This is a genomic window from Gracilibacillus sp. JCM 18966, assembly GCF_055392695.1.
Window position 1 is genome coordinate 3,639,362 of the sequence record NZ_AP043883.1, and the last position, 12,542, is coordinate 3,651,903.

Annotated in this window: 13 protein-coding genes; 1 reads left to right on the forward strand and 12 read right to left on the reverse strand. The window is 36.2% G+C overall.

Annotated elements, in window-relative coordinates:
• Nucleotides 1-64 precede the first annotated feature (64 nt).
• The 7 genes from ACZ5N5_RS17750 to ACZ5N5_RS17780 all read right to left on the reverse strand — a co-directional run bounded on the left by ACZ5N5_RS17750 (nt 65) and on the right by ACZ5N5_RS17780 (nt 6,147).
• On the reverse strand, nt 65-1,105 hold the full coding sequence (locus ACZ5N5_RS17750; protein WP_054859604.1) for a lactonase family protein: 1,041 nt from the start codon (nt 1,103-1,105) through the stop codon (nt 65-67).
• Nucleotides 1,106-1,454: 349 nt separating this feature from the next.
• Nucleotides 1,455-1,712, reverse strand: a complete 258-nt coding sequence (locus ACZ5N5_RS17755; RefSeq protein ID WP_054787471.1) for a hypothetical protein — start codon at nt 1,710-1,712, stop codon at nt 1,455-1,457.
• A 78-nt stretch (nt 1,713-1,790) separates the two neighbouring features.
• Nucleotides 1,791-2,318 (reverse strand): RNA polymerase sigma factor, encoded by a 528-nt coding sequence (locus ACZ5N5_RS17760; protein ID WP_054859605.1) that lies wholly within the window; start codon nt 2,316-2,318, stop codon nt 1,791-1,793.
• A gap of 52 nt (nt 2,319-2,370) precedes the next feature.
• Nucleotides 2,371-4,065: a hypothetical protein gene (locus ACZ5N5_RS17765; RefSeq protein ID WP_464372845.1), complete on the reverse strand. Its 1,695-nt coding sequence runs from the start codon at nt 4,063-4,065 to the stop codon at nt 2,371-2,373.
• Nucleotides 4,040-4,939 carry an ABC transporter ATP-binding protein gene (locus ACZ5N5_RS17770; RefSeq protein WP_109984556.1) on the reverse strand — a complete coding sequence of 300 codons (900 nt, stop codon included), beginning with the start codon at nt 4,937-4,939 and terminating at the stop codon, nt 4,040-4,042. Before ACZ5N5_RS17770 ends, ACZ5N5_RS17765 begins: the two co-directional genes overlap by 26 nt.
• The gene (locus ACZ5N5_RS17775; protein WP_109984557.1) at nt 4,914-5,309 is read right to left on the reverse strand and encodes a GntR family transcriptional regulator; all 396 of its coding nucleotides are present in this window, start codon (nt 5,307-5,309) and stop codon (nt 4,914-4,916) included. Before ACZ5N5_RS17775 ends, ACZ5N5_RS17770 begins: the two co-directional genes overlap by 26 nt.
• A 217-nt stretch (nt 5,310-5,526) precedes the next feature.
• Nucleotides 5,527-6,147 (reverse strand): alpha/beta hydrolase, encoded by a 621-nt coding sequence (locus ACZ5N5_RS17780; RefSeq protein ID WP_054859609.1) that lies wholly within the window; start codon nt 6,145-6,147, stop codon nt 5,527-5,529.
• A 136-nt stretch (nt 6,148-6,283) separates the two neighbouring features.
• On the opposite strand from ACZ5N5_RS17780, the gene ACZ5N5_RS17785 reads away from it, so the two are divergent.
• Nucleotides 6,284-6,919, forward strand: a complete 636-nt coding sequence (locus tag ACZ5N5_RS17785) for an NAD(P)-dependent oxidoreductase (RefSeq protein ID WP_464367959.1) — start codon at nt 6,284-6,286, stop codon at nt 6,917-6,919.
• Between the two features lie 54 nt (nt 6,920-6,973).
• Here the strand turns inward: ACZ5N5_RS17785 and ACZ5N5_RS17790 are convergent, their stop codons facing one another.
• The 5 genes from ACZ5N5_RS17790 to nirB all read right to left on the reverse strand — a co-directional run bounded on the left by ACZ5N5_RS17790 (nt 6,974) and on the right by nirB (nt 12,355).
• On the reverse strand, nt 6,974-8,002 hold the full coding sequence (locus tag ACZ5N5_RS17790; RefSeq protein ID WP_464372846.1) for an anthranilate phosphoribosyltransferase: 1,029 nt from the start codon (nt 8,000-8,002) through the stop codon (nt 6,974-6,976).
• Between the two features lie 2 nt (nt 8,003-8,004).
• Nucleotides 8,005-8,745: a sirohydrochlorin chelatase gene (locus tag ACZ5N5_RS17795; protein ID WP_109984560.1), complete on the reverse strand. Its 741-nt coding sequence runs from the start codon at nt 8,743-8,745 to the stop codon at nt 8,005-8,007.
• Nucleotides 8,746-8,756: 11 nt separating this feature from the next.
• Nucleotides 8,757-9,536: a uroporphyrinogen-III C-methyltransferase gene (gene cobA, locus ACZ5N5_RS17800; protein WP_109984561.1), complete on the reverse strand. Its 780-nt coding sequence runs from the start codon at nt 9,534-9,536 to the stop codon at nt 8,757-8,759.
• 63 nt (nt 9,537-9,599) lie between these two features.
• Nucleotides 9,600-9,938, reverse strand: a complete 339-nt coding sequence (gene nirD / locus ACZ5N5_RS17805) for a nitrite reductase small subunit NirD (RefSeq protein ID WP_054787551.1) — start codon at nt 9,936-9,938, stop codon at nt 9,600-9,602.
• A gap of 17 nt (nt 9,939-9,955) precedes the next feature.
• Complete coding sequence (gene nirB, locus ACZ5N5_RS17810) at nt 9,956-12,355, reverse strand: nitrite reductase large subunit NirB (RefSeq protein WP_464367958.1); 2,400 nt, start codon at nt 12,353-12,355, stop codon at nt 9,956-9,958.
• Between the last annotated feature and the right edge of the window lie 187 nt (nt 12,356-12,542).

The following is a 12,542-nucleotide window of genomic DNA, read 5'->3' on the forward strand; positions in this document are numbered from 1 at the left end:
ATAACAAAAAAATAGTTCGATCAGGTATGAATGATTGGTCACCCTAATCGAACTACTTCCCTCATTAGTCATTTAAGAATTTGACACAAACTGCTTCAGGTGCTTTTACATCTTTTTGAAGTAAAGAGAGTTGTCCAGTTTCTTGATCTCGTTCAAACAATGTTAATGTACCTGATTCTTGATTAGAAGCAACGACGAATTTCTCCGTTGGATCTAGTACAAAGTCTCTCGGCCAATCTCCTTCTGTGCTTGTCCATTCGATAAAGGTAAGTGTATTATCTTCATTAACCTTATAACTAGCAATGGAATTATGTCCACGATTGCCAACGTAAACAAATTGTCCATCAGAGGATAGATGAATAGCACTTCCTTGACTGTTTTCCGTAAAATCTTCTGGGATCGCAGAAAGATATTGTACCTCTTCGAATTTACCTTCTTCGTAACGTAAAGCGATAACCTCATTACTTAATTCTGTCATGACATAGGCAAACTTGCCATTTGGATGAAAGGCAATATGTCGCGGACCACTTCCAGCCTTTGTTTTTAGAACATTCACTTCCTTTAATTCTCCATTTACAGGACGATAAGTCGTAATCGTATCTGTTCCTAGATCTACTACAATGACAAACTGCTCATCTGGTGTAAATCCAGCATAATGAAGGTGCGGTTTCTCCTGACGCTCATGGGGACCACTACCTTCGTGTTCCTGGGCTTTTGATGGTTGTAATGATCCGTCATCATTTGTTAAAAATGCTTCTACTTGCGTTGTATGATAATTAGCGGATACGATTAAGCTTTTGTCGCGATTAACACTAACGTGACAAGGAGCAGATCCAGGAGTTGCTTGACTGTTTAATTTTTCTAGTCTTCCATCTTCTTCATTAATTCGAAAAGCAGTAACGCCACCACTATCTCCTTCTTTAGCGACAGCATATAAATTTTGGTTATCTTCACTAACCGTGACATAGGTTGGATTATCTAACTCAGCCGCCAGTTCGACATTCTCAATTTTTTTTGCTTCATAATTTAATTCAAAACGATAGACACCTTTGCTCTCTTTTTTTGTATAAGCTCCGATGTATCCTATAGAACGATTATTCCCCATAAAAATACCTCATTTCTTTAATATGTATGGTTAACATTATAGCAGAATCGCTTCCAATGATCTAATATGAGGCTAAATGGATATAACCCGAACTTTGAAAGTCCGGGTTATTGCAGAGATAGCTAATCATCATCTGATTAGACGCCATCCAACCTCATCCATTAAAATTGGCCCATATTGGTCTGATTTTTCCCTCTACGCATTTGATAATAAGCATATGCTCCAATACCGACAGACGCTAACATTGGCAAAACAGCAAATCTTTTTCTCATGTGTATCCCTCCTATTTCAATTGGGTACACAGTTAGTTTTTCCACTTCTCCATCACTTATCCTGAGCAAAAAATGGATTATTTGAATTTATCACCAATAAACAAGAAAAACAAAATAAATAACCCTATGGTGAATGGTAATGCACCGATTAAGCTAAGACTCATTCCGTTATATCCACCAACCATTTCATTTCCTATAAGGTAGATAATAACTCCTGCAGCACAGCTCAGAAATCCCCACCAATAAGGCATTCGCTTCCAGAGGCTTATCACTACCCCAATCACAAATAAGCATAAAAATATCCATGGAAGCACAACATAAATTGCAAAACTCATCGTAGTCATCCTTTATTGTATCCGTATTCCTTAATTATTATATACCTTTTCTCGAAAAGAAAAAACCAGAAGCTTTGTTTAGGCCCCTGGCTGCATTTCATATATCCCTTGCTTTTTTATTAATTGTCTTGCACGAAATAACCTTGTTTTTACAGCAGATTGAGTGATTCCTAACACTTCTGCTATTTCGGCATCCTGAAATCCTTTAATAAATTTCATATGAAAAACTGCTTGTATCTTTTTACTCGCTTTACATAAGCATTCCGATATTTCTTCCATAGTACATTGGATATCGAGAGACTTTTCAATATGCTCCGTTGCACATAATGTAGTGTTTTCTAAAGTCGTCTCTTCATCTAAGAGAACAGATCTGGATCGTTTTTCTTTTCTTAACAAATCGATAGCTGTACGAGATATTATTGTGCGTAACCATGCACCTAATTGATCAATTTTTTCAAGCTTTATTTGGAAACGAAACACTTTAATCCATGCCTCTTGGACTGCATCCTCTGCTAATTGTCGATCGTGTAATATTTTTACAGCAGTAAAAAACATCATTTCTTGATATTTCTCAACCATTTGATCAAAACTTTTGGTCTGTAACATGATCCTGTTGTTCACATCCTTTCCATTTCATTCATTGTTCTGTTATGGAGTCTTAATTAAAATTCTCTGAGATAAATTCTAAAGTGTTCTCATATGATGATGGTACTTCCATATAGAAAAAGTTCCCCTGCTCATCCAAAATCAAATCGATCATAACTGTAGCATTGCTTATTTGCTGTACTTCTTCATAATTTAAAGCCAAATAATCTTTTCTAATCTGTTCAACGATTTGTTCTATCATTCTCGGATCAAAGATGTTTTGTGGTTCCCTATCCCTAACATGTATCGTTATTTGACTATAATCGGCTTTATCCAAAAATAACCATGGTCGGTTCATTTTCTTAAAAACTTCTTCTTCATAAATCGGAGCTAGCAATTCTTTAAACTCCGCTGTATCTGGAACATAATATTGTCGTTTCATCTTATTACCATTTTCCAAGTAATAAGTGAAGTACAATTTGGAAATATAATCTTTATGGTATTGGGTGTTTTCTTTTACTAGATCTGAGGCTATCAGTGCTTCATGTAAGTCAAGAATTGCCTCTATATCGGCTTTAGCTGTCATTATGCTCGGGTCATCTATCTCCAGATCTAAAGCATTGTGATGAAACATCATTTCATCAATAACCTCTATTCCTTCAATGGAATGTGCTTGTGGTACACGATCGACATAGCCAAACCAATCAAATACAATGGAAGCAAGTACGATCATGGAGATACTAATATAAATCAATAACCCCTTCCACTTCCCCCAAATTCTCCAGGTTTTTTGAATCAGCATTTCAGCTAACAGGTAACCTAAAAATGCACCAAATATATAACCAAAAGTGATCCAGCCGATGTAGTTTCCTGGTACAGATTCAAAGTAGGCACCACCTAATAGCATAAAACAAAATGTCACACCAAATTTGAATATCGGCTTCAGAAATGGAAACGCTAATGCTTGAGATGCTGCTTCAATCGAACGTACTCGATATAGGACTAATGCAAGAACATAACATACGATAGCGAGAATTGAGAAAATCCATAGCTCTACATCCTTTACTTCAAAATTAGACATTTCGATACTCCGTGAAATCGGTGAAAACCGGTATGCTTGATCCTGCCAATTAATACCCGGGCTGAACCCTTTAAGTAACATTCCCAGATTTCTGTACAGAAGTGTCAAAATGCCTGCTGGAAAGATGAGAAAGATATAGCTTAAGACAAGCTGCACAGCGGAAATACCTGTTATCATTCCTACCAAAACCGTAAAGGAATAGATGATACTGACCATTACAATCGAATAGATTAACCATGAACCAATATCATGAGTACTAAAAAATTCATCTACATTCATCGTTCTTTCCATCATGTACATCAATAATCCATTTAGAAGTAATGGGATAAGAAGATTTAAATACCCCATCATAAAATGCTGATGAAATAAACTGCTCCTTTTTATAGGTAGACTGTGGACAAAGTCAGCAAAGCCTCTAACTTGTAAATAACGAAAAGCAAACAATGCTGCTAGTACTGGTACGGTAATCATTAATAAAGCATGCAAGACACCATTTGTTTCAAAGATATTTTCTACTCCTTCATAATATAAAGGGTCATGCTGCAGTTCTTCACTTGTCACATTCATTAAAATCTGTAAAGGAAATAAGAAAACAAGAACAACAAAGTATGCAATGCCGATCCATCCAGTAGAACGAAAGCTTTGTTTTAATAGTTCTTTTTTAAAGTAGAATGTTCTCGATTGCATACCCCGCACCCTCCATTTCGTAGATGAAAATCTCCTCCAAAGTTAGTGGCAAAATATCAAAAACAACAGGATCGTATGTGGATACCTTTGCCTCTATCCCCTCATATTCGCCTCTTACGATACAAATATGAACACTTCCTCGCTTTTCATGATGTAATAGCTGTAGATCTTGGAATAATTCTTCTGACACATCTTGTTTAAATGCTAATTGCACTTTATGAATATCTGACTTTAAGTCATCTAAATCTTTTTCGAGAAGTAATTTACCGCGATGTAAAATTCCAACAGCGTCACATATATCCTCTACTTCCTTTAAGTTGTGAGAGGAAACCATAACCGTCATTTGTCTTTCTGCTACATCCTGGATCATCCATGATTTTATTTTTTTGCGAATTACAGGATCTAAACCATCGAATGGCTCATCTAAAATGAGGTAATCTGGCATGGCACAAAGCGCTAACCAAAAAGCTACTTGACGTTGCATCCCTTTTGAAAAACGATGGATCTTCTTGTTAGGATTTAAATCTAAGAGCTTTTGCATTTGGTTAAAACGTTCTTTATTCCATTTTGGATAGATATTTTCATAAAAGCTTGCCATTTGCTCTACGGTATAATGTGAATAAAAAAATAACGTATCAGGAATAAAGATTAGTCGTTCTTTCAATGAAATATTTTCAAAAATTGCTTTCCGTTCTATCTCGATTGCTCCACTATTTTGTTTGAAAATTCCAGCAATTGTTTTTAACAAAGTTGTTTTTCCGGCACCATTCGATCCGAGTAATCCGTAAATAGAACCTTTGTTTATCATTAGGGATACATCATTTAATACCATTTCCTTACGATATCGCTTATTCACGTTTTGTATTTGGATCATGATGCGCACCCCCAATGATTTCATTCAATATCTCTTTTAAATCTTCAACGGTTAATCCAATATATAATGCTTCCGCTATTTGTTTTTTTAATTGTTCTTTTACTTTTTTTATTTCGGCATGATTTGCTTCTGGCACCATAGAATTTACAAAACTTCCTTTCCCCTTCACAGAATAGATATATCCTTGTGCTTCAAGTTCTCGATACGCTTTTTGAATAGTGTTCGGATTAATAGATAATTGCTGAGCCAGCATACGAACTGAAGGTAGCTTTTCATCTTGCTTAAGTACATCATGGATGATTAATTGTTTAAATTTGTCTATTAACTGCTCATAGATTGGCTTTCTACTTCTTAGATCAAGTTCCAGCATTTCACCCCTACCTTTCACTGTATGGTGTGTATGAATTGTATTAACTGTATTAATATATTTAGTACAGTTATATTATAATCGAAAAAAAATTCTTTTCAAGCATTTTTACAAAAAAAATTAAAAAACGAACGATCTAATAATTATTAGAATCGTTCGTTAGCTACCGTTAGCTTTGGCGATTGTACATCATTTTTTATAGTCATATTCAGTATTATCTTTATCCTTCAGCTATATCTCGATTTTTTTCATACCATGTCTTTGCAGCTTCTACCTCTGTTCGGGATAATTGATGACCATTATTTTCCCAATGTATTTGTACAGACGCTCCATTTTGGCTAAGTATTTTTTCTAAATCCAACGACTCTTGTTCTGTACATAATGGATCATTGCGTCCAGCTGTGATAAACACCTTAGTATTAGTCAAGTCCGGGAGGCCGATTCCTCTCCTAGGCACCATAGGGTGATGAAGAATTGCTTCAGCTAGCCCATCTTGATAATGGAATAGTAAACTAGCTGCAATATTCGCTCCATTAGAATAACCAATGGCGATCACTTGCTTTCGATCAAAACCATAGTTATCTGCAGCTTCACTAAGGAATTGGTACAGCTCATCCGTTCTTAATATAAGATCCTCTTCATCAAAAATGCCTTCCGCAAGCCTTTTAAAAAATCGCGGCATGCCATTTTCTAAAACATTTCCTCTCACACTTAGCACATTAGTATCAGGATCTATTATCTCCGCTAAAGGTAATAAATCATTTTCTGTACCACCAGTTCCATGCAGCAGTAAAAAAGTTGGACCAGATAAGTGCTTACCTTCTTTAAATATATGCTTCATACAATCTTCCTTTCTTCTTAAAGTCTCGAATTCGAAATATTGATTCTTCCTCCATTTTAGAAAAGCGACAAACACTTGTCAAACAGCTTGCCTTGTCAGATAATTGATAATACAATGAAATCACGGAGATGATTGTATGACAAAAATACCAATGATGGTGTCATTATCCAATAAAAAAGTGGTCATTATCGGTGGCGGTCAAATTTCGGAAAGAAAAACATGTAGATTGGTAGAATATGGAATAAAACCCACACTAATCAGTCCTAGCATAACAGAAGGATTGCGACAAATGATTCAACACTATGATTTAAACTGGATAAAGAAAGAATGTTCTCCTTCTGATTTACCTTATTATGATGTCATCATCATTGCCACTAATTGTTCGAGTGTGAATCAGATGATTCTTGATCATAAACCTAAACACGCTTGGGTTAATGCAACGCACCACGCAAGCAAGGGGGAAATAGAATTCCCTATTGCACTTAGACGAGGAAAACTCCAAATCGCTATTTCCACCGGTGGTTCAAGTCCCATACTTGCGAAAAAAATAAAAGCACAGCTAGAGCATGATTTTCCCGAGGATTATGAAACATATATTGACTTCCTTCATCAAGCGAGATCATTACTGAAGCAAGCGAAGGTAGGTTCAAACATTAGAATAGAACTATTGGAAAAGATAGTAAATAAACCTATTTATAAAGTAGAGGAACAAAAAAATTTCTTAAACATGCTAAAAGAACAGTACCTTTTCCATAATAAAAAAAAGCACTAGTAATAAACTGCACACAATGGTTCGATAATCACTTACCATAGGTGCAGTATTTTTTTATGATTTCTTCTCCCATCGATCGATTATCTCTATTACTCGACCGCTATTTAATTGCTCTTTAGCTATCTGAATTCCATTATGTATGGTAGGGGTTATATGAAATAGGTAATAACGTAATCCTGCATTTAATAACACTTGATTATAATAATAAGTAAAATTCTCATCTTTTTCACCGGATAAAATAGAGCGGATGATCCTCGCTTGTTGCTTTGCGTTAAGCTTTTCTTTCTTATCAAAATTTTTATTCTCTAAACCAAAATCTGCTGGTTTTATAGTAAAAGAATCTAGATTTTCACGTTTCCAATGAAAAACAAAACTATTTCGATGAACGGGGACATCCTCCGATCCTTCCATCCCCTGGACGATATAAACATTTTCGTATTCTAATTGCTTAAAGACCTCATTCAACTTATGGATAGCCGTTCTATGAAAAGCTCCTAGCATAATATTTTTAGCACCAGATAAATTAACCAATTTCTCCACCGTGTTAAAAAGTGTTCGAATACCTATTTCCTCTCGAATTTTTCTAATCCTAGCAAGTGGTTGACAGTATTTCTCTGCATCCAAGAAAGTAAAATTCTCCTCATAAATCATCATTTCTACTTTATCCATATTTACCCAGCCCAATTGCTCCATAATTGCTTTTATAGAGGTTCCATATTTGGGAGGTAAGGAGTCACTCGCTGCTAAGCTAACAGGAATATTATATTCTGCTAGTAAAAGAGAGACAGGAATGGTGGCAGCGAAAGAATTTCTACCATTATAAGGACCTGCAAAATCTATGAGTTGATCTGTTATTTTCCTGTTTAAGCGAAGGCTATCAGATTTTTGACGTAATGTATGAATAAAAGCTAATAATTCTTCTGGACTTTCTGTCTTAATACGTTCTGCCACAAGGTATGCTGCTATTTGTGCATCTGTTGCCTCATTTGATAGGATACTTTGTGCTATTTTTAAACTGTCTTCATACCTTAAGTCTTTCGCCCCTTTTTTCCCACGGGCTACCTCTTTCAACCATTGCTGCAATTTTACTCCATCCCTTCCGTTACTTCTAAGACACGATCCTTTAAGATGTCTGACAATAACTCATGTTGACTTAAATATTCTGTCATCAGTAATTCCTGTTCGTCTGCTAGGGTTAATTTCTCTAGAAACTGCTTGATTTCTTTTATTAATAATCCAGTAAAAAGTAGATACGGAACAACTAGAACAGACTTTTTTTGTTTATTAATCTTTTCAGTTAATACTTTTTCAAACTTCGGGGAGCTCGCTGCTAAGAAACATTTTTCGATGAGATTATTTGGGAACTTTTCTCTTAACATTTCGACTAATGTCTCTGTATCATTCACTGCTTGTGGATCACTACTTCCTCTCCCCACGAACAGGATATCAAATTTTTCTGTTTCGTCTGTTGTTTTCTTAATATGATCTTCTACTATTGTGATCATCTTCGGCTCTATTTCAATTGGTCGACCATACCTGAATACTATTTGAGGATATTTATTTCTTTCCTCTTCGATCATTTTAGGTATATCGTGCTTTGCATGGCCTGCTGTTAATAAAAGAATAGGAACAATGGTTATTTGTGTTACACCTTTTGCCACGATTTTATGAACCGTTTCTGATAAATCTGGCTCCTGAAGCTCCAAAAAACAGGTCTCTTGGATCGGAATATCTACTTGTTGTTTGACCTTATCTATTAATTGAAAGGCCTCTTTCTTTGATTCTTCCACTCTACTTCCATGACAAATATATATAACTGCTTTCACTTTGGTCACTCCTAATATGCTTCCACTATTCTTGCATCAGTTATTTGTGGATGATGCTTCAGTTGTTTTAGCCTCTCTCCAATACGGACTACCTCTCCAACTACAATGATGGCTGGATTTTTTATGTTATGTTGTTGGACGAGCATTGCAATGGTACTTAATGTTCCAGTAACTATTCTTTGGTCTGGTGTCGTTCCTTCTTGAATAATGGCAACTGGCGTGGTGTCAGCTCTACCACCCTCTATTAAGCTCATGGTGATATAGGAAAGATGACTCATTCCCATATAGATAACGATCGTATCCACAGAATTCGCCAATTGGGACCAGTTTATCTCTTCTGGTAAACCTTTTTTGCAGTGACCAGTAACGACTGCAAAGGACCTACCAAAATCCCTGTGTGTTATCGGAATATTGGCATATGCTGGTACCGCTATACCTGAGGTTATACCTGGGACCACTTCAAAACAAATTCCATGTCTTGCTAATGCTTCTGCTTCCTCGGCTCCTCGCCCAAAAACAAACGGATCTCCGCCTTTTAATCTTACCACAGTTTTCCCTTTTTTTGCATATTTGACTAATAAATGCTGGATCGACTCTTGTTTCATAACATGCAGCTTTGGCAGCTTTCCACAGTAAATAAGTTCTGCCTCTTGCTTCGCTTCTTTTAATAATTCTCTGCTAACGAGACGGTCATAAAGAATGACATCCGCCTTCTGAATACATTTCATCGCCTTAATCGTTATAAGCTCTGGATCACCAGGACCTGCTCCAACTATATACACTTTTGTCATTTTTAATACCTCCTATTGAAAAAGTGAAGGAAAGTGCCGATAATTCTACACTTTCCTTCCGATTTAGCTATTTATTACTCGAGCAGGAACAAGTACATATACTTGATCGTGTTCTTTTAAAATTTCATATGTTTGTACACAGCCTTCATCTGGTGCCTCTACAAGACCACTTTTCATATTAATCTTCCAGTCATGTAACGGACAAAATACATGCTCCCCACTTACCATACCTTCTGCTAAAACGCCACCTTTATGTGGACAGCGGTTTTCTATTGCACGAACTTCGCCATTTGCAAGCTTAAATATAGCAAGCTCTTTATCTTCTAAAATGACCGTTTTACCGATACGTTCTGGTAGCTCATGATAATTACCTACGAAAACTTTTCGATTTGTTTGTTCCATCCTCATTCCTCCATCCATTATTTCGCTACCACTTTTTCATATAGATCTTTTAATATCGTTTCATTTTCCAAAACTTGATTCCAAGGCTCTTGATATACATTCAGTGCTTCTTCCATTCTTTCATTTAGGGTTTTACGACTCTCTTCATCCATCACTACCTCTTTTATATGTTCTAAACCAACACGCTCCACATAATGTGACGTTCTTTCTAAATACCTCGCATTTTCACGATAATACTGTAAAAAGGCAGCCGTATACTCCAACACCTCATCCTCTGTCTTTACTTTAACAAGCAGCTCTGCCTTTCGTAAGTCAGTCCCACCATTTCCACCTACATAGATCTCCCAAATACCATCTAAACCTACAACCCCAACATCCTTAATCCCACTTTCCGCACAATTTCGTGGGCAAGCAGAGACACCCATTTTTACTTTGTGTGGTGTATTCAATCCTTCAAATTTTTTCTCTAATTGGATTCCCATCCCTGTAGAATCTTGTGTCCCAAAACGGCAAAATTCTGATCCAACACATGTTTTAACTGTTCGTATCGATTTTCCATAGGCATATCCTGATGGCATTCCTAAATCATCCCAAACATGTGGTAAATCTTCTTTTTTAACACCGAGTAAATCAATGCGTTGTCCACCAGTTAATTTAATCATGCCAACATCATACTTTTCTGCCACATCTGCAATTTTTCTTAAATCTGCTGCATTCGTTACCCCACCATACATTCTTGGCACAACCGAATATGTTCCATCCTTCTGAATATTCGCATGCAGTCTTTCATTAACAAAGCGAGACTCCCGCTCATCCTCATATTCTTTTGGATGAATCATCCCTAAGTAATAATTTAAGGCTGGTTTACATTTAGAACAGCCTTCCTCTGACTTCCATCCTAATACGTTCATTACTTCACGAGTATGTGTTAAATTTTTTTGTTTAATCTCTGCAATAACTTCATCTCTTGTCAGATCCGTACATGCACAAATGGTTTCCTTCTCCTCTGATTGATAATCGTCACCTAAAGTATAGGTTAATAAGTCAGCTACAAGTGACTTACATGTACCACACGAACGAGATGCATTGGTATATCCCTTTACTTCTTCCACTGTTTTTAACCCTTGATTTTTAATAGCATTTACAATGGTTCCCTTAGATACCCCATTACATCCACAGATAACCTCCTCGTCACTCATTGAAGCAACAACACTTTCATCCTTATCCTTATTTTGAGTGCTCTCAAGATATTCATTTACCATCGCTTTCTTTTTGATCAGGCTTAATAATTTTGTTCCTTCTTTCGTATCACCAAAAAGAACGGCACCAACTAACTTATCCTGTTGTATCAGAATTTTCTTATAAGTATTTCTCCATTCATCGAATAGCTTTATTGTTTTTGTTTGCTCTGTTTCATTGATAATTCCAGTTGAAAAAACATTCACACCGGAAACTTTTAATTGAGTGGATAGTACGGACCCTTTATAACCTTGATGGTTCATGCCACATATATGTTTTGCTAAAGCTTGACCTTGTTCATATAAAGGAGCAACTAATCCATAAACCATCTCATTATGTTCGGCACATTCCCCTACTGCATAAATGTTTGGAACATTTGTTTGCATATGATCATTGACAACGATTCCTTTATTTACTTGAATTCCTGATTCCATTGCTAATTGCACATTTGGTTTAATCCCTACTGCCATTACGACAAGATCAGCCATTATTTTATTTCCGTCCTTAAATTGTAGACCTGTCACTCTTTTCTTCCCTAAAATTTTTGTTGTCTGCTTTTCTAGTAAGAAATTCATTCCTTGTTTTTCTAATTCTTCTTGTAAAAGCTTACCAGCTGTACGGTCTAATTGGCGCTCCATTAAATAATCCGCGATATGAATGACATCTACTTCCATCCCTAAATTCAACAATCCACGAGCTGCTTCTAGGCCTAATAACCCACCCCCGATAACAGCAGCGCGTTTATACTGACGAGAGGCCGTGATCATTTCCTCACAGTCTTGTATGTCTCGAAATGCGGTAACCCCTTCCTTTTCGATCCCAGGCAGTGGCAGCATAAATGGATTAGAACCTGTTGCGATAATTAATTGATCATAAGGGGTTTGTTTACCTTTATCGGTATAAATAATTTGATTAGCTTTATCAATGCTCGTAACTGTTTCTCCGGGGTATAAACGAATATTGTGATCTTCATACCATTGCCATTCATTTAATGTAATGTCACTAAGCTCTGTATCTCCTTGCAATACTTTAGATAATTGAATTCGATTATAGTTTGGATAAGGTTCCTTTCCAAAGACGGTGATATCGAATTGATCTGGTAACAATTTCAGAATTTCTTCAATAGTGCGAACTCCTGCCATACCGTTACCTATTAAAACAAGCTTTTTCTTCTCCATTGTCTGTCCCCCAATTTCGTTTTAACTTGTGTTTAGATTAACGCGATACTAAGAGGGTTTCCATTTAATTGTTAACTTTTCTAACATTCTTTTTCCTTTTTAGACAACAGAATTTTTCTGTAATATATCCTGACAACCTTTAAGACAAAGACAGTAAAACAATGATAGTCTTCCCTTCAAAGGATTC

What these genes read in the sequence shown, in the direction of transcription:
- ACZ5N5_RS17750 (WP_054859604.1), bottom strand. Translation starts at nt 1,105, where the DNA reads ATGGGGAATAATCGTTCTATAGGATACATCGGAGCTTATACAAAAAAA.
- ACZ5N5_RS17755 (WP_054787471.1), bottom strand. Translation starts at nt 1,712, where the DNA reads ATGAGTTTTGCAATTTATGTTGTGCTTCCATGGATATTTTTATGCTTA.
- ACZ5N5_RS17760 (WP_054859605.1), bottom strand. Translation starts at nt 2,318, where the DNA reads ATGTTACAGACCAAAAGTTTTGATCAAATGGTTGAGAAATATCAAGAA.
- ACZ5N5_RS17765 (WP_464372845.1), bottom strand. Translation starts at nt 4,065, where the DNA reads ATGCAATCGAGAACATTCTACTTTAAAAAAGAACTATTAAAACAAAGC.
- ACZ5N5_RS17770 (WP_109984556.1), bottom strand. Translation starts at nt 4,939, where the DNA reads ATGATCCAAATACAAAACGTGAATAAGCGATATCGTAAGGAAATGGTA.
- ACZ5N5_RS17775 (WP_109984557.1), bottom strand. Translation starts at nt 5,309, where the DNA reads ATGCTGGAACTTGATCTAAGAAGTAGAAAGCCAATCTATGAGCAGTTA.
- ACZ5N5_RS17780 (WP_054859609.1), bottom strand. Translation starts at nt 6,147, where the DNA reads ATGAAGCATATATTTAAAGAAGGTAAGCACTTATCTGGTCCAACTTTT.
- ACZ5N5_RS17785 (WP_464367959.1), top strand. Translation starts at nt 6,284, where the DNA reads ATGACAAAAATACCAATGATGGTGTCATTATCCAATAAAAAAGTGGTC.
- cobA (WP_109984561.1), bottom strand. Translation starts at nt 9,536, where the DNA reads ATGACAAAAGTGTATATAGTTGGAGCAGGTCCTGGTGATCCAGAGCTT.
- nirD (WP_054787551.1), bottom strand. Translation starts at nt 9,938, where the DNA reads ATGGAACAAACAAATCGAAAAGTTTTCGTAGGTAATTATCATGAGCTA.
- nirB (WP_464367958.1), bottom strand. Translation starts at nt 12,355, where the DNA reads ATGGAGAAGAAAAAGCTTGTTTTAATAGGTAACGGTATGGCAGGAGTT.